Consider the following 15,049-nt stretch of genomic DNA (forward strand, 5'->3'; position numbering starts at 1 on the left):
ATGAACGTCATACACAGTACGCCATTCACAGATGCCATTCTCGCCCGGGGCCTGACAAAGTCCTTCGGCGTGACACGGGTGCTGGCCGGGATCGACCTGACCGTGCCCACCGGCTCGCTGCTGGCCCTGCTCGGCCCCAACGGCTCGGGCAAGACCACCACCGTGCGCATCCTGACCACGCTGCTGGCGCCGGACGGCGGCACCGCCACGGTGGGCGGGCACGACGTCGCGCGCGAGGGCGTCGCGGTACGCCGGGTGATCGGCCTGACCTCCCAGCAGGCCACCGTGGACGACCTGCTGACCGGGCGGGAGAACCTGGAGCTGTTCGCCGGCCTCTACCGCCTGGGCCGGCGGCAGGCGCGGCGGCGGGCGGCGGAGCTCCTGGAGCGCTTCGACCTGGCCGCTGCCGCGAACCGGCGGGTGGCGACGTACTCCGGCGGGATGCGGCGGCGGCTCGACCTCGCGGCGAGCATGGTGTCGGCGCCGCGGATCCTCTTCCTCGACGAGCCCACGACCGGGCTCGACCCGCGCAGCCGGGCCGAGCTGTGGGCGGTGATCCGCGAATTACTGGCCTCCGGCACCACCATCCTGCTCACAACCCAGTATTTGGAGGAGGCCGACCAGCTCGCCGACCGGGTCGTGGTGATCAACGATGGTCGCGTCGTGGCCGACGACTCCCCGGCCGCGCTGAAGCGCCAGGTCGGCGCCGAACGCCTGGTGCTCCGCCTGTCCCGGGCCGAGGACGTACCACGCGCCGTGGTGGCGCTCGGCGGGACGGCGCTCGGCGAGGCATGCGAGGTCACGCTGGCGGTCCAGAGCCCCGACCACCTGCGCCAGGCGCTGGATCTGCTGCACGGCGCCGGCGTCGGCGTCGAGCACGTGGAGCTGCGCACCCCCACCCTCGACGACGTCTTCTTCGAGCTCACGGCGGCCGCGGCATGAGCGGCGTCCTCAGCGCGGCGGGCGATCTGCGCCGCCTCGTCGTCCGCGACCTGCGCCGCGAGCTGCGCATCCTCGACAGCCTCATCGTGAACACCGCCCTGCCCGTGATCATCATGGTGCTGTTCGTGTACGTCTTCGGCGGGGCGATCACCACCGGCTCCAGCGGGCTGGCCTACATCGACTTCGTGGTGCCCGCCGTGCTGCTCATGTCCGGCGGGTACGGGGCCGCGCTGACCGCCGTGAACATCGCCGACGACATGACCGGAGGCATGATCGACCGCTTCCGCACCCTCCCGATCGGCGGCTGGGTGGTCCCCGCCGGGCACGTGGTCGCCTCGGTGGTCCGCAACGTGGCGGCCTGCGGCTTCGCGCTGATCGCGGCGATCATCCTGGGGTTCCGCCCGAACGCTGCCCTGGCCGACTGGGCCCTGGTCTTGGCAGTGATGGCGGGGTACGTCCTGGCGATGTCGTCGCTGGCGGTGCTCTGGGGGCTGCTCGTCAGGTCGACCCAGGCGGCCGGCGCGTTCAGCTTCGTCGTGCTCTTCCTGCCGTACCTGTCGGACGGGGTCGTACCGGCCGAGACCATGCCGGGCGTGCTGCGCGACTTCGCCTACAACCAGCCGGCCACGCCCATCGTGGCGACGCTGCGGTCGCTGCTCCTGGACCAGCCGATGGGCTCGTCGGGGGCGGTGGCGGCGGCCTGGCTCGCGGGCACGGCGCTGGTCAGCGTACCGATCGCGGCGGTGCTGTTCCGCCGCAGAACCTCGGTCTAGGGTCAGGCCGTGGCCGCACCCGGAGGCGAGCACAATGGGCCAGGTCCCGGAACGCGAAACACGGAGGCGGCCGTCGGCGCGCCTCCGTGCCGGATGCGAACGGCTTACGGTGCCATTCCGGCCAGGGCCGCGTCGACGACGCGTTCGGCCAGGTCAGCGGGGAGACCCCCGGCCGGGCCCCACTTGGTGTGGTGCATCATGGTGCCGGCCAGCATGGCCATGGCCATGTCGACGTCCAGGTCGGCCCTGAGCTCACCGGAGGCGATGCCGCGCTCGATCACGGCCCGCATCGCCAGCTTGCGGGGCTCGATGGCGCGCTTGACGAAACGCTCCATCAGCTGCGGGTAGCGGTCGGCCTCGCTCATCGCGATGTTCATCACGCAGCGGCTGCGGGGATGACCGGCCTCCCTGCGCATCGCGTCGAGGAGGCTGACCAGATCGTCCCGCACCGACGTGCCGGTGAGCGCCGGCACCGGGGCCTTGAGCGTGGAGAGGGCGTCGACGACCAGATCCTCCTTGTTGGACCAGCGCCGGTAGATCGTGGTCTTGCCGACGCCCGCCCTCGACGCGATCGCCTCGATGGACAGCTCGGACACCCCCATGCCCTCGCCGATCAGGTCGAGGGTCGCCTCGATGATCGCCTTTTCGGCCTTCTCGCTGCGCGGACGGCCCGCCGGGCGGGCAGTCCCTGATTCCTGGATCGTCATCGCGGCCTCACACTACCGCTGGTTCCTTCTCCGCAACCTGCTGTACGGGCTGCGGCTTGCCCGGCATCCACTTGGCCACCACCGCGACGCCGATCAGCGCGATCAGCGCCGACACCAGGGCCGTCACGTGCATGCCGTCGATGAAGGCGGTGAACGCGGGCTTGACCAGCGCCTGCCCCCGCTCGCCGAGCCCCTCGACGACGCTCATCGTCGCCATGATGGACTCACCGGCGGAGTGCTGCACGTCGGCGGGGAGCCCGGCCAGCGCAGGCTCCATCGCGCCACGGTAGCTGGACGACAGCACCGAGCCGAGCACGGCCACGCCGAGCGCGCCGGCGACCTGGCGGACGGTGTTGCTCATGGCCGAGCCGACCCCGGCCTTCTCCCTGGGGAGCGCCTCCATGATGGCGGTGGTCGCGGGCGGCATGATGTTCGCCATCGCAGCGCCCTGGACGAAGAAGATGACCTCGATCAGCACGACCGGCGTGTTCTGGTCCAAGAACGCGTAGCTGGTCAGCGCCGCCGTCACCACGATCATGCTGACCGTGGCCGACAGCTTGGCGCCGAACCGCTCGTTCACCCGCTGGCTGAGCGGCGCGAAGATGAGCTGCGCGGCGGCGAACGGGATCATCAGCGCCCCCGCCTGCAGCGCCGAGAAGCCCAGCACGACCTGCAGGTAGAAGGTCAGGAAGAACATCCCGCCCATCATCGCGAAGAAGACGATGCCCATCATGCCGATGGCCGAGCTGAACCGGACGTTGGAGAAGTTGCGCACGTCGAAGACCGGGTGGTCGATGCGCCGCTCCCACCACACGAACACGCCCAGCACCGCCACGCCGGCCAGCGTCGGCACCAGCACCTCGGCGCTCGCCACGGTGCCCAGGAAGCCGCCGCGGATGATGCCGTAGACGATGGCCACCAGGCCGATGATCGACAGCACCACGCCGACCGGGTCCAGCTTCGACGGCATCGGGTCCTTCGACTCGGGCACGATGGTAGCGATGAGGATCATGCCGATCACCACGATCGGCACGTTCACCAGGAAGACCGAGCCCCACCAGAAGTGCTCGATCAGCAGGCCGCCGGTGATCGGGCCGATCGCCACCGCGAGCCCCACACCACCGGCCCACACGCCGATCGCCTTGCCGCGCTCACTGGGCGGGAACACGTTGGAGATGATGGCCAGGGTCGCCGGCATGATCGCCGCGCCGCCGATGCCCATCGCCGCCCTTGCCAGGATGAGCTGCATCGGATCCTGGGAGTAGGCGCTGGCGAGGGAGGCCAGGCCGAACAGCGCCATGCCGATGAACAACATCCGCTTGCGCCCTGTCCGGTCACCGATCACGCCGAACGTGAACAGCAATCCGGCGAACACGAGCGTGTAGGAGTTGATCGCCCATTCCAGCTCGCTCTGCGTCGCGCCCAATCCGGCTGTCTTGTCGGCGATCGTCTTCATCGCCACGTTGAGGATCGTGTTGTCGAGCACGACCGCCAGCAGGCTGAACACCAGCACGCCGAGGATGGCCCATCGCCGTGGATGACCTGAGTTCGGGTCCATGGAAGAATCCGCCTTAATTTCGATACGTCTGAGTTTCGCAACGCCACCGTATCGCAAACTATTCCGATACGCAACGGTGTCGTTTCGTAAACTCCGCACGAACTGCAGGCGTCATCTTCGTTTCATCGCCACGCCCCGCCGTCCGACCCGGAAACATGCCCGTAGCGACCTCCCTGACCGACCCTCCGGCCAGGCGGCCGTACGCAGCCGCATCACGAGCCGCACCGGCGTACCCGCAGGCCCGATGCCGCGGCACCGGCTCGCTTGCGGCCCGGTGCCGCGCCCGTTCAGCCCGTGGCGGAAGAGCCGGCCGGCGTCGGCTCGTCTTCGTCGAGCCCTGCCTTCTCGACCGGCGACGGCGGGTCCTCGCCCGCCCATGCCCTCTCGACCGGCACAGGGAAAGCCTGCACCGGGCGGCGGCGCCAGAACGGCAGGGCGGCCACGACGATGGTCACCCCCACCAGGCCCGCCACCACGAACGCCCAGGCCGGGCCGAATCCGTCGATGACGGCCCCGGCGATGGGGGCCGCGGCGGCGCCGCCGATCAGCAGGGCGGTGCCGTGGAAGCCCATCGCCTCTCCCCTGGCGTCCGCGGGCACCCAGCTGCTGACGGCGTTCACCGTGGACGACAGGGACGGGGCGCAGAGCAGGCCGGCCGGCAGGAGGGCGAGGATCAGCCAGCGCCAGTCGCCGGAGGCCAGGCCGACCGGGACGGTCAGCAGGCTCATGGCCGCGATGAGCGCGAGAGGTGAGAAGCCGCGCGCCAGGCCGCCGTACACAAACCCGCCGGACAGCGAATAGACGCACCAGATGCCGACGGCAAGGCCCACCCACGCCGTCTGGTCGGCCTTGGTCATGGTGGCGACCAGGGCCAGCTCGGTCGCGGTGAGGACGAACGTGGCCGCCGTGACCGTGCCGAGCAGCGCTCCGAACGCCGGCGTGAACCACTGCCGCCTGGGCACCTTGCCCGCCCGCTCCTCGTGCGCCCGCTCCGCGGCCGAACGGGTGGGCGGGTTGAGCACGATCAGGCCCAGCCCCGCGACCGTTATGCCGACCCCGATGGCCGCCATCGTCACGCTGCCGCCCAGCGTCGTCATGCCCGCCACCGCCAGCGCGGGCCCCGTCATGTACGACAGCTCGACCAGCATCGAGTCGAGCGTGAAGGCGACGGACCGCTGCGGCACCGGCACCAGGGCGGCCAGGCACTGCCTGGTCACGCTGAACACCGGCAGCGCCAGCAACCCCGCCAGCGCCGTCGCGCCGACCAGGACGGGGTAGGGCAGCGCCCACGCGCACGCCCAGAACACCGCCTGGGCCACGGTGGTGACGGCCAGCACCGGGCGCATGCCGTATTTGTCGATCAACCTTCCCGCCAACGGTGAGCCGATGGCCATGCCGATCGTGCTCGCCAGGGTGACCAGCCCGGCCCAGTAGTAGCCGAGGCCGAGATCCTGGACCACGTGCAGGGTCAGCGCGAAGGTCACAGCCGTGGCGGGAACCCGGGCCAGCATCCCCACCATCAGCAACGTGGGGACGCCAGGGTTTTTGAGCAGGCGTCGGTAAGGGTCGAGTGCCATGGCGATTGATTACCTCCGCGTTGATTGTCGCAACAGGCACCGACAGTTTCGCCACAGGTTTTTCGCGCGTGACATCATCAGAAGGAGTCCGGGGACGCCACTGGGGCGCCTCGAGACGGTCCTGGAGGGTTTACGTATGTCCTCTTCATCCATGCTGTACGGCGGCGTCTCCGGGCGCCGCGTCACCGTCCGCGACCTCGCCGCCGCCAAGGAGCGCGGAGAGCGGTGGCCCATGGTCACCGCCTACGACGCGATGACGGCCAGGGTGTTCGACGCGGCCGGCATCCCGGTCCTGCTGGTGGGCGACTCCGCGGCCATCGTCGTGTACGGCTACGACTCCACGCTGCCCGTCACGGTCGACGACCTGCTGCCGCTCACGGCGGCCGTCGTACGCGGGTCGTCGCGCGCGCTCGTCGTCGCGGACCTGCCGTTCGGGTCGTACCAGTCCTCGCCCCAGCAGGCGCTGGAGTCGGCGGCGCGCTTCATGAAGGAGGCGGGCGCGCAGGCGGTCAAGCTGGAGGGCGGCCGCCGGGTCCTGCCGCAGGTCGAGGCGCTGGTCTCGGCGGGCGTACCGGTCATGGCGCACCTCGGGCTGACCCCGCAGTCGGTCAACGTCCTGGGCGGCTACCGCGTGCAGGGGCGGGGGCAGTCGGGCGACGAGCTCATGTCGGACGCCAAGGACCTGGAGCGGGCCGGCGCGTTCTCGGTGGTGCTGGAGTGCGTACCGGCGGACCTGGCGCAGCGGGTGACGACGTCGCTCGCGATCCCGACGATCGGCATCGGGGCGGGGGCGGAGACGGACGCGCAGGTCCTGGTGTGGCAGGACCTGATGGGGCTGACGCCGCACCCGGCCAAGTTCGTCAAGCGGTACTCGGACCTGGCCGCCGAGATGGACCGCGCCGTCCGCGCCTTCGCCGCCGACGTGACCTCCGGCGCCTTCCCGGCCCCGGAACACACCTACAGCTGACCCCCGCGCGACGGCGGGCCGGCCCTGCAACGCGGGCCGGGCCCGGAGTCCTGAAGGATCGGGTCTCCGCGCCGCAATTCTTATGACCGGCGAGGTTCCCAGCGGAACCACAGTCTGATCGCGACCAGCCCCGCGACCGCCCAGGCGGTGAGGACGAGGGCGGGCCCGGCCAGGTCGCCGGTCCTGACGGCGTGCACGACCGCCGTGGTCGGCAGCAGGTCCAGCACCGCCTGCAGCCACGAGGGCAGCGGGATGGGGCCCATCGCGCCCGCCGCGACCCCGCACACCAGGAAGACCGGCATGGTGTACGCGGCCGCCAGCTCGGCGCGCGGGATCGCGGCGGTGTAGGCGGCGCCGAGCAGCGACAGCACGGCCGAGCCCGCGGCGGTGACGGCGATGAAGGCGAGCGGGTTCCCGGGCAGCGGGACGTCGGCGGCCAGGCGCACGGCCACCGCGCAGGCCACGATCATCGCCAGGGTCTGCGTGGCCGTGGAGGCGATCTGGCCGGTCAGGATCTGCGTGCCGGTCAGCTCGGTGGCCCGCAGCCGCTTGAGCACGAGCTGGTCGCGGCGGTTCGCGAGCGCGACGGCGATGTTCATGAACGCGGTGATCGACAGCAGGATGGCGAGGGTCCCCTGGAAGATCGAGGTGGCGGCGGCGACGCCGTCGGCGCGCACGTGCCGCATGAGCAGCGGCATCCCGACGGCCAGCCCCACGGGTGTGACCACCGAGGCGAACAGCATGGCCTTGTCGCGCCAGAACAGGCGGGTGCCGAGACGGTAGGTGGCGGCCAGGCTCATCGGGCGCTCCCGGGCAGGTCGAGGAACAGGTCTTCGAGGGTGGCGGTGCGGACCTCCAGGTCCGCCAGCCGCAGCCCGCGCTCGGCCGCCCAGGTGAGCAGCGTCTGCGCGGCCAGGTCGGGGTCCTCGGTGCGGCAGACGGCGCTGCCGCCCTCCACGGTGACCGGCACCGGCAGGTCGCCGGGGTGCACGTGGGCGGGCAGCCGGAACGCGACCCGCCCGCTGCCGGCCGCCAGTGTCTCCGCCATGCCGCCCGAGGCGACGATCCGGCCCTCGTCCATGATCGCCATGGCGGCGGCCAGCCGCTGCGCCTCCTCCAGGTAGTGCGTGGTCAGCAGGATCGTGGTGCCCCGCCTGGCCAGATCGCGGACGACGTCCCAGGTGTTCCTGCGGGCCTCGGGGTCCATGCCGGTGGTCGGCTCGTCCAGGAACAGCACGTCGGGCCGGCCCAGCAGGGCCAGCGCCAGGTCGAGCCGGCGTTTCTCGCCGCCGGACAGCTGCCGCACCTTGGTGCCGGCCCGGCCGGTCAGCCCTGCCAGCTCCAGGGCCTCGTCGCGGGGGCGGGGCGCGGCGGTGAAGTCCCGCCAGGTGTCGACGGTCTGGGCGACCGTCAGATCGGGGAAGAAGCCGGCCTCCTGGAGCATGATCCCGGTGCGCTGCCTGAGAGCCGCGCGGCCGGCGTAAGGGTCGAGGCCGAGGACCCGTACGCTGCCGCCGTCCGCCCGCTGGAATCCGGCCAGCACCTCGACCGTCGTGGTCTTGCCCGCGCCGTTCCTGCCCAGCAGCGCGAAGATCTCTCCCTCGGCCACCTCGAACGAGATGCCTCGCACCGCCTCGAAGCCCTGGTGGCTCTTCCTGAGCCCGGTCACCTGGATCGCTGTCATGCGTCCGACTATTTCCGGACACGACCCCCGGGCGACAGTGAAGAATTCACGACTTCCGCGCGAGCTTCAGCAGCGCGTCCGTGACGCCTTCGGGGTCGACGATCTGGTGCAGGTGCAGGCCGGGCACGCGGGTCACGGGCCAGCCCCGCCGGTGCGCCTCGTCGGCGACCTTGTCGTACGGCGGCCCGTACCACAGGCACGAGCACCGGACGTCGTCCCACCCGGCGGGCACGGGGACGGACTGCGTGTAGTAGTCGAGCGGCAACCGCGCCTGCTCCGCCGCCACCCGCACGCGTACGGCGGGATCGGGCAGCATGGCCACCACGTCCTCCTCGTCCCACCAGTCCGTCCAGCGCGGCAGCACCCCGTCGGGGCCGGCCAGGTCGCGCAGGAACGGCAGGAACTCCTCCTCCGTGACCTTGATCAGCCCGTCGCGCGGCGGGATGTGCGCGTCGGCGAACACGCACGCCACCACGCGCTCGCCCAGGCCCTCCTTGATCAGCGGCAGGAAGAACCCGGCGTTGCTGTGCCCGGCCAGCACCACGGGCGTGTCCGGGGCGGCGTCGCGCACCGCCGTCACCACCCGCGGCCAGTAGGGCGCCCCGCCGGTGGACACTCTGGTCAGGTCGGGCACCACGGCGGCGTGGCCGCGGCGCTCCAGCGACTCCGCCACGGGAGCCCACGTCGACGGCCCGACGGAGGGGCTGTGCACGAGTACGAAGGTCGTCTCCACGGTCCCACACTGTCAGACGATGAGGGTGTGGCGGGAGACCGTGCGCCCGGCTCCGTCGAAGGAAGCCCAGGCCAGGGCCAGGTTGTTCACCGCCCGCGAAAGCTCGTCCTCGGGGAAGAGGAAGTGCAGCCGCATGTGGTCGGCGTGCCCGCCCAGCGGGTCGAACGATCGTCCCGGCGGCACCGCGACCCCGTGCCTGAGCGCCACCTGGGAGAAGGCGTCGACGTCGCCGCGCGGGAGGCGTACCCAGATCGTCTGGCCGCCGCGGGCCGGCTCGAACGACCACGACGGCAGTTGCCCGCGCAGCTCGGCGCGGAGGTGGTCGTGGCGCTCGCGCAGCGTGCGCACGCGCGCCCGGCGCACCTCGTCCAGGCGGCGCAGCAGCGCCGCGGCGGCGAGCTGGCTGAGGACCTCGCCCCCGAGGTCGTGTACGGCCCGCAGCCTGGCCAGGCGCGACACCAGCGGTGCCGCCGCGCGGATCCAGCCCACCCGCAGCCCGCCCCACACGAGCTTGCTCAGCGAGCCCACCGTGACGACCTGCTCGCGCTGTCCGAACATGGCCACCGGCGGCGGCGTCTCGCCCTCGAAGCACAGCTCGGCGCAGACCTCGTCGTCGATCAGCGGCACGTCGTGCTCGGCGGCGAGCGCGGCCAGCCGCCTGCGGTCCGGGTTCGCCATGACGGCGCCGTCCGGGTTGCGCGCGGTGGGGACGAAGTAGGCCAGCGCGGGTCGCTCGCGTATGGCGTCGCGGAGCCGCTCCGCGGTGACGGGCTTGACCACCGCGGCCGCGTGCCTGAAGACCTCCAGCGCGCCGGGGTACGTCGGCGACTCGGTCAGCACGGTGTCGCCCGGCGCCACCAGCAGCCCGGTCAGCAGCGTGAACGCCTGCTGGGCGCCGGTCGTCACCATGATCTCGTCGGCCGTCGTGGGCACGCCGCGCGCGGTGTAGTAACCGGCGAGTGCCGCTCGCAGGGCGGGGTTGCCCGCCGGCTGGTAGCCCAGATCGCGCACGCCGGCCAGCCGCGCCATGGCCTCCTCGTACGCCTCGAACATCGCCGCCGGCGGGTCGTCGGGTGCGGCGCACGTCAGCAGCCGCACCCCGTCCGGCGGATGCAGGATGTGCAGCAGCAGCGGATTGGCCACCACCCCGTCGGCGGTCCTCGTCGCGGGCAGGTCGAGCGCGGCCACCCGCGTGCCGCTGCCCTGGCGGCGCACCACGCGGCCCTCCTGCTGGAGCAGGTCGTACGCCGCGACCACGGTGCCCCGGCCCACCGCGAGCCGCCTGGCCAGCACCCGGTCAGGGGGCAGCGGCTCGTCCGGCGGCAGCACGCCGTCGTCGATGAGCCCCCGCAGCCTGGCCGTCAGCAGCAGATACAGCGGCCCGCGGCCCGACGCCCATCGGCCCAGCAGGTCCACGAGGTCATCCAGATTGGCCCCATTCATAGACCAATTCTGCCGGATTGGCTCTGACATCGGATTCCTTGGCCGGGAATCATGGCCACATGACCGAATTCCGTCCCGAAACCAGGGCGGTCCACCCGCCGCAGCCGCCCGTCGAGAACAGCCGTCCGATCACCATGCCGATCTACCAGACGTCCGGGTTCACGTTCGACGACCCTGCCGTGATGGCCGACGCGATGGGGCGTCCCGACGGGGCGTTCGTGTACGGGCGCTACACCAATCCCACCGTCCGCGCGCTGGAGCTGGCCGTCGCCGGGCTCGAGGGCGGGTCGGCGGCCATCGCCACCGGCTCCGGCATGGGGGCCATCAACACCGTCCTGCTCGGCCTGCTCAAGCCCGGCGACCACCTGATCGCCCAGCGGTCGCTGTACGGTGGCACGGCCGCGATGATCAGCGACCTGGTGGGCAGGTTCGGCATCGCGGTCACGTACGTGCCGGAGAACGACCCCGCAGCCCTGCGCGCCGCCGTACGGCCGGAGACCAGGCTCGTCTACCTGGAGACGATCAGCAACCCGATGGCGCTGGTGGCCGACCTGCCCGGGATGTGCGCGGCGGCCCGCGAGCTGGGGATCCTGTCGGTGGTCGACAGCACGTTCGCCACGCCCATGCTCTGCCGGCCCTTCGAGCACGGTGCGGACGTCGTCGTCCACTCCACCACCAAATTCCTGTCCGGGCACACCGACCTGGTCGGCGGCATCGCCGTCTTCGCCGGCACGGCGCTCTACGAGAAGGTCTGGCACTTCGCGACCGAGCTGGGGACCGCGGCCGAGCCGTTCACGGCCTGGCTGACGCTGCGCGGGCTGCAGACGCTCGCGCTGCGCATGGAACGCCACTGCTCCAACGCGGAGTTCCTGGCCACCCGGCTCGCCGGGCACCCCGCCGTCGCGGCCGTGCACTGGCCGGGACTGCCGCCGCATCCCTCGCACGAACTCGCCGGCAAGCTGCTGTCCGGTTTCGGCGGGGTGTTCTCGTTCGACCTGGCCGGCGGGCGGGCGGCGGGAGAGAGGTTCATGAGCTCGGTACGCCTCGCGCTGCTCGCTCCCTCGCTGGGCGGCGTCGAGACGCTCGTCCTCCACCCGGCCACCACGTCGCACCGTTCGCTCAGCGCTGACGAGCTTGCCGCGAACGGGATCGGCGAGGGCACGGTGCGGATCGCGGTGGGCATCGAGCATCCCGAGGACCTGTGGGCCGATGTGGCCCAGGCGCTGTCGTAACGTCTGAGCGTATGCTCGCTGTCTTCGATTGGGGATCTCATGACCGCCGTTACCCATGAGGATGTGCTGGCCGCCGCCGGGCGGATCTCCGGGCTCGTGCTGCGCACGCCCGTTCTCGAGATCTCGCCCGGGCTGTTCTTCAAGCTGGAGCTGCTGCAGCACTCGGGGTCGTTCAAGGTGCGCGGGGCGTTCAACCGGATGCTGTCGGCGGGGTCGCTGCCGGACAGCGGGGTGATCGCGGCCAGCGGGGGGAACCATGGGCTGGCGGTGGCGTACGCGGCGAAGGTGCTGGGGGTGCGGGCGGAGATCTTCGTGCCCGAGGTGACGAGCCCGGTGAAGGTGGCGGGGCTGGGGGCGCTGGGGGCGCATATCACCCAGACGGGGGCCATCTACTCGGAGGCCGCGGAGGCGGCGGCCAAGCGCGGCGCCGAGACGGGGGCTCTGGCCGTGCACGCGTATGACCAGCCCGAGGTGGTGGCCGGGCAGGGGACGACCGGTCTGGAGATCATGGAACAGACCGGGGGCGTGGACACCGTGGTGGTGGCCGTGGGAGGTGGCGGCTTCGCCGCGGGGATCACGCTGGGGACCGCCCATGGTGCGGCGGGGCCCCGGATCGTCGCCGTCGAGCCCGAGCGGATCCCGACCCTGCATCAGGCGCTGCGGGCCGGGCGGCCGGTGCCGGTCAAGGTGGGCGGGGTGGCGGCCGACGCCCTGGGCGCCACCCAGCTCGGCGGACTGGCCTTCGAGATCCTTTCGGGGCCGCGGGTGGAGAGCGTGCTGGTGAGCGACGAGGCGATCGTGGCGGCTCGCCGTACCTTGTGGGCGCGGCACCGGGTGGTGGCCGAGCACGCGGGGGCGGCGGCGTACGCGGGGCTGCTGTCAGGGGCGTACACGCCGGCGCCGGGGGAGCGGGTGGCGGTCGTGGTGTGCGGCTCCAACACCGACCCCGCGACCCTGGCCACCACCTGAACCGCTGACGATCGACTGTGCTCTCGATCCCGGCCAGGCGGCTCGCCGGCGCCCTCATCACGGCCGTCTCCATCGCCTACACCGTGATCGCGCTGCTCTACTTCCGGCACGGCCCGGGCTACGGCACGGCGGCTGCGGTGGCGATGCTGGCCGTCGTCTCCACGCACCACCTGAACATGCGGGCGGGACTGCGGGGCGAGCGGCCGCCGCGCTTCCCCCTCACGCTCGTGCTCCAGGCCGTGGTCACGTACCTGCCCGACTTCCTGCTGCCGGGCGGCATGTCGGCGGTGGCCGCCCCGATGCTGGCGGGGGCCCTGCTGGTGTTCCTGCCGCTGCGCTGGGGCTGCGCGCTGGTCGTTCTGATGATGCTGTACGAGGGCGCCGCGCTGTGGGCCGGCGTCGACTTCTCGGTGGTCACCGCCTTCTACGTGGTCACCGTGCCCACGACGGGCGCCATGACGTACGCGCTGGTCCGCTTCGTCCGCGTGACGGCCGACCTGGAGCAGGCCAGGGCCGAGCTGGCGGACGCCGCCGTGCTCAAGGAACGCCTGCGGATCTCCCGCGACCTGCACGACGGCCTGGGGCACAGCCTCACCGCGATCGCGCTCAAGGGCGACCTGGCCTCCCGCCTCATGGACCGCGACCCCTCATCGGCGCGGACCGAGGTGGGCGAGCTGGTGCGGGTGGCCAGGGAGGCGGCCCAGGACGTACGCCAGGTCGCCAGGGGCTACCGGGCCATGTCGCTGCCGGGCGAGGTGAACCGGGCCGTGGCGCTGCTGGAGTCGTCCGGCGTCGGCTGCCAGGCGCACCTGGCCGACGTGGCGCTGCCGCGGCGCTCGGAGGAGGCGCTGGCCTGGGCCGTACGCGAGGCGGTCACCAACGTCCTGCGCCACAGCAGGGCCACCACCTGCACGATCACCACCTCGCTGAACGGCGCGACGGTACGGCTGAAGGTGGCCAACGACGGCGCCCCGCCGGACACCGGACCACCCGGCGACGGCCTCACGGGGCTGGCTGAGCGGGCGGCCCAGGCGGGCGGCACCTGCACCGCCGCCCCGGCGGGCCCCGGCGGCTTCCTTCTGACCATGGAGGTCGGGTCATGATCAGGGTCCTGCTGGCCGAAGATATGCACATGATCCGGGCCGCCCTCGCCGCCCTCCTCCGCCTCGAGCCCGACATCGAGGTCGTGGCCGAGGTCACCCGCGGCGACGAGATCGTGCCCGCGGCCCTGCGGGCCTGGCCCGACGTGGCGGTCCTGGACATCGACCTGCCGGTCGTCGACGGCATCACCGCCGCCGCCACGCTCCGCGAGCGCCTCCCGTCCTGCCGGATCCTCGTGCTCACGGCCCTCGGCCAGCCCGGCCACGTACGCCGGGCGCTGGCCGCCGGCATCGAGGCGTTCCTGGTCAAGGACGCCCCCGGCGACCGGCTGGCGGACGCCATCAGGCGTACCGCGGCCGGGCTGCGCGTGCTGGACGGCGAGCTGGTGTCGGCGGCGATGGAGTACGGCGAGAGCCCGCTCACGCCCCGCGAGTCCACCGTGCTCAAGGAGGCCGCCAGGGGCGCGTCGGCCGAGGAGATCGCCTCCCGCCTCCACCTGTCCCCCGGCACGGTACGCAACTACCTCACCGGCGCGATCACGAAGACGGGCGCCCGCAACAAGATCGACGCCATCCGCATCGCCGAGGACGCCGGCTGGTTGTAGCGCCAGGGGCCGGTCAGCCGAGGAGGCCGGATGCCGTTCGACGCCGGCCCTTGCCGTGGCGCTAGATGTCCGTGATGCGCAGCCCCGCGTGCGCCTTGTAGCGGCGGTTCACCGAGATGATGTTGGCGGTGAGCGCCTCGATCTGGTGGGCGTTGCGCAGCCGCCCGCCGTACACGCCGCGCACCCCGGGAATGACGTCCGCCAGCGCCTGCACCAGGTTCGTCGCCTCGCGGTCGTCGCCGAGCACCAGGACGTCCAGGTCCACCTTGTCCACCGCCGGGTCCATCAGCACGACGGCCGACACGTGGTGGAAGGCCGCCACCACCCGGCTGTCCGGCAGCACCGCCGCGGCCTGCTGGGCGGCACTGCCCTCCTCGACCGGCAGCGCGTAGGCGCCCTGCTTGTCGAACCCGAGCGGGTTCACGCAGTCCACCACGATCTTCCCGGCCAGCTCGGCCCGCAGGGACTCGAGCAACGCCTTGTGCCCTTCGTACGGCACCGCCACGATCACGATGTCGGCCTGTGCGGCGACGGCGGCGTTCTCTCCACCCGTCGCGCCCTCCCCGATGGACTCGGCAGCCTCATGGGCGCGCTGCGCGCTACGCGACCCGATCAGCACCGGATGCCCCGCCAGCGCGAACCGCCGCGCCAGCCCCTTCCCCTGATCGCCGGTGCCGCCGAGGATGCCGATGGAAAGTCCGCTCACGTCACTCATGCCTCGATCATGCCAGCCCCCGGAACATGCTCTCGCCCCACCCA

General features: G+C 72.1%; 15 protein-coding genes. 7 read left to right on the forward strand and 8 right to left on the reverse strand.

The genetic code is table 11. The features are described 5' to 3' along the window. A complete protein-coding gene (locus EJK15_RS40430) occupies positions 1-942 on the forward strand; it encodes an ATP-binding cassette domain-containing protein (RefSeq protein WP_138715762.1) in 942 nt (313 codons plus the stop codon). Next, positions 939-1,715: an ABC transporter permease gene (locus EJK15_RS40435; RefSeq protein WP_138715763.1), complete on the forward strand. Its 777-nt coding sequence runs from the start codon at positions 939-941 to the stop codon at positions 1,713-1,715. The genes EJK15_RS40430 and EJK15_RS40435 overlap by 4 nt, the downstream gene beginning before the upstream one ends. Positions 1,716-1,819: 104 nt before the next feature. Here EJK15_RS40435 and EJK15_RS40440 read toward each other — a convergent pair whose 3' ends face one another. The 3 genes from EJK15_RS40440 to EJK15_RS40450 all read right to left on the reverse strand — a co-directional run bounded on the left by EJK15_RS40440 (position 1,820) and on the right by EJK15_RS40450 (position 5,557). Further along, on the reverse strand, positions 1,820-2,422 hold the full coding sequence (locus EJK15_RS40440; protein WP_138715764.1) for a TetR/AcrR family transcriptional regulator: 603 nt from the start codon (positions 2,420-2,422) through the stop codon (positions 1,820-1,822). A 7-nt stretch (positions 2,423-2,429) separates the two neighbouring features. Further along, positions 2,430-3,980 carry an MFS transporter gene (locus tag EJK15_RS40445; RefSeq protein ID WP_138715765.1) on the reverse strand — a complete coding sequence of 517 codons (1,551 nt, stop codon included), beginning with the start codon at positions 3,978-3,980 and terminating at the stop codon, positions 2,430-2,432. Between the two features lie 287 nt (positions 3,981-4,267). Then, positions 4,268-5,557: an MFS transporter gene (locus tag EJK15_RS40450; protein ID WP_138715766.1), complete on the reverse strand. Its 1,290-nt coding sequence runs from the start codon at positions 5,555-5,557 to the stop codon at positions 4,268-4,270. A gap of 136 nt (positions 5,558-5,693) precedes the next feature. On the opposite strand from EJK15_RS40450, the gene panB reads away from it, so the two are divergent. Further along, a complete protein-coding gene (panB, locus tag EJK15_RS40455) occupies positions 5,694-6,524 on the forward strand; it encodes a 3-methyl-2-oxobutanoate hydroxymethyltransferase (protein ID WP_138715767.1) in 831 nt (276 codons plus the stop codon). Positions 6,525-6,604: 80 nt separating this feature from the next. Here panB and EJK15_RS40460 read toward each other — a convergent pair whose 3' ends face one another. Genes EJK15_RS40460 through EJK15_RS40475 form a run of 4 tightly spaced genes read right to left on the reverse strand, consistent with a single transcriptional unit; the run spans position 6,605 to position 10,384 of the window. Further along, the gene (locus EJK15_RS40460) at positions 6,605-7,324 is read right to left on the reverse strand and encodes an ABC transporter permease (RefSeq protein WP_138715768.1); all 720 of its coding nucleotides are present in this window, start codon (positions 7,322-7,324) and stop codon (positions 6,605-6,607) included. Beyond that, positions 7,321-8,208 (reverse strand): ABC transporter ATP-binding protein, encoded by an 888-nt coding sequence (locus EJK15_RS40465; protein WP_138715769.1) that lies wholly within the window; start codon positions 8,206-8,208, stop codon positions 7,321-7,323. The genes EJK15_RS40460 and EJK15_RS40465 overlap by 4 nt, the downstream gene beginning before the upstream one ends. Positions 8,209-8,254: 46 nt before the next feature. Then, positions 8,255-8,941 (reverse strand): alpha/beta fold hydrolase, encoded by a 687-nt coding sequence (locus EJK15_RS40470; protein ID WP_138715770.1) that lies wholly within the window; start codon positions 8,939-8,941, stop codon positions 8,255-8,257. Positions 8,942-8,953: 12 nt separating this feature from the next. Then, on the reverse strand, positions 8,954-10,384 hold the full coding sequence (locus tag EJK15_RS40475) for an aminotransferase-like domain-containing protein (RefSeq protein ID WP_138715771.1): 1,431 nt from the start codon (positions 10,382-10,384) through the stop codon (positions 8,954-8,956). 59 nt (positions 10,385-10,443) lie between these two features. Here EJK15_RS40475 and EJK15_RS40480 point away from each other — a divergent pair, with 59 nt between their 5' ends. The 4 genes from EJK15_RS40480 to EJK15_RS40495 are packed head-to-tail and all read left to right on the forward strand — an operon-like array spanning position 10,444 to position 14,290. Further along, positions 10,444-11,616 (forward strand): trans-sulfuration enzyme family protein, encoded by a 1,173-nt coding sequence (locus tag EJK15_RS40480; protein WP_138715772.1) that lies wholly within the window; start codon positions 10,444-10,446, stop codon positions 11,614-11,616. A 39-nt stretch (positions 11,617-11,655) separates the two neighbouring features. Further along, on the forward strand, positions 11,656-12,585 hold the full coding sequence (locus EJK15_RS40485) for a serine/threonine dehydratase (RefSeq protein ID WP_138715773.1): 930 nt from the start codon (positions 11,656-11,658) through the stop codon (positions 12,583-12,585). A gap of 17 nt (positions 12,586-12,602) precedes the next feature. Next, positions 12,603-13,688, forward strand: a complete 1,086-nt coding sequence (locus tag EJK15_RS40490; RefSeq protein WP_138715774.1) for a sensor histidine kinase — start codon at positions 12,603-12,605, stop codon at positions 13,686-13,688. Further along, complete coding sequence (locus EJK15_RS40495) at positions 13,685-14,290, forward strand: response regulator transcription factor (protein ID WP_138715775.1); 606 nt, start codon at positions 13,685-13,687, stop codon at positions 14,288-14,290. Before EJK15_RS40490 ends, EJK15_RS40495 begins: the two co-directional genes overlap by 4 nt. Before the next feature lie 61 nt (positions 14,291-14,351). Here the strand turns inward: EJK15_RS40495 and npdG are convergent. Next, the coding region (gene npdG, locus EJK15_RS40500) for an NADPH-dependent F420 reductase (RefSeq protein WP_420847128.1) at positions 14,352-15,049 on the reverse strand (698 nt) is incomplete at its 5' end.

This window comes from Nonomuraea basaltis (assembly GCF_005893125.1).
Lineage (GTDB): Bacteria > Actinomycetota > Actinomycetes > Streptosporangiales > Streptosporangiaceae > Nonomuraea > Nonomuraea basaltis.

What these genes read in the sequence shown, in the direction of transcription:
- EJK15_RS40460 (WP_138715768.1), bottom strand. Translation starts at nt 7,324, where the DNA reads ATGAGCCTGGCCGCCACCTACCGTCTCGGCACCCGCCTGTTCTGGCGC.
- EJK15_RS40465 (WP_138715769.1), bottom strand. Translation starts at nt 8,208, where the DNA reads ATGACAGCGATCCAGGTGACCGGGCTCAGGAAGAGCCACCAGGGCTTC.
- EJK15_RS40430 (WP_138715762.1), top strand. Translation starts at nt 1, where the DNA reads ATGAACGTCATACACAGTACGCCATTCACAGATGCCATTCTCGCCCGG.
- EJK15_RS40435 (WP_138715763.1), top strand. Translation starts at nt 939, where the DNA reads ATGAGCGGCGTCCTCAGCGCGGCGGGCGATCTGCGCCGCCTCGTCGTC.
- EJK15_RS40440 (WP_138715764.1), bottom strand. Translation starts at nt 2,422, where the DNA reads ATGACGATCCAGGAATCAGGGACTGCCCGCCCGGCGGGCCGTCCGCGC.
- EJK15_RS40445 (WP_138715765.1), bottom strand. Translation starts at nt 3,980, where the DNA reads ATGGACCCGAACTCAGGTCATCCACGGCGATGGGCCATCCTCGGCGTG.
- EJK15_RS40475 (WP_138715771.1), bottom strand. Translation starts at nt 10,384, where the DNA reads ATGAATGGGGCCAATCTGGATGACCTCGTGGACCTGCTGGGCCGATGG.
- EJK15_RS40480 (WP_138715772.1), top strand. Translation starts at nt 10,444, where the DNA reads ATGACCGAATTCCGTCCCGAAACCAGGGCGGTCCACCCGCCGCAGCCG.
- EJK15_RS40485 (WP_138715773.1), top strand. Translation starts at nt 11,656, where the DNA reads ATGACCGCCGTTACCCATGAGGATGTGCTGGCCGCCGCCGGGCGGATC.
- EJK15_RS40450 (WP_138715766.1), bottom strand. Translation starts at nt 5,557, where the DNA reads ATGGCACTCGACCCTTACCGACGCCTGCTCAAAAACCCTGGCGTCCCC.
- panB (WP_138715767.1), top strand. Translation starts at nt 5,694, where the DNA reads ATGTCCTCTTCATCCATGCTGTACGGCGGCGTCTCCGGGCGCCGCGTC.
- EJK15_RS40495 (WP_138715775.1), top strand. Translation starts at nt 13,685, where the DNA reads ATGATCAGGGTCCTGCTGGCCGAAGATATGCACATGATCCGGGCCGCC.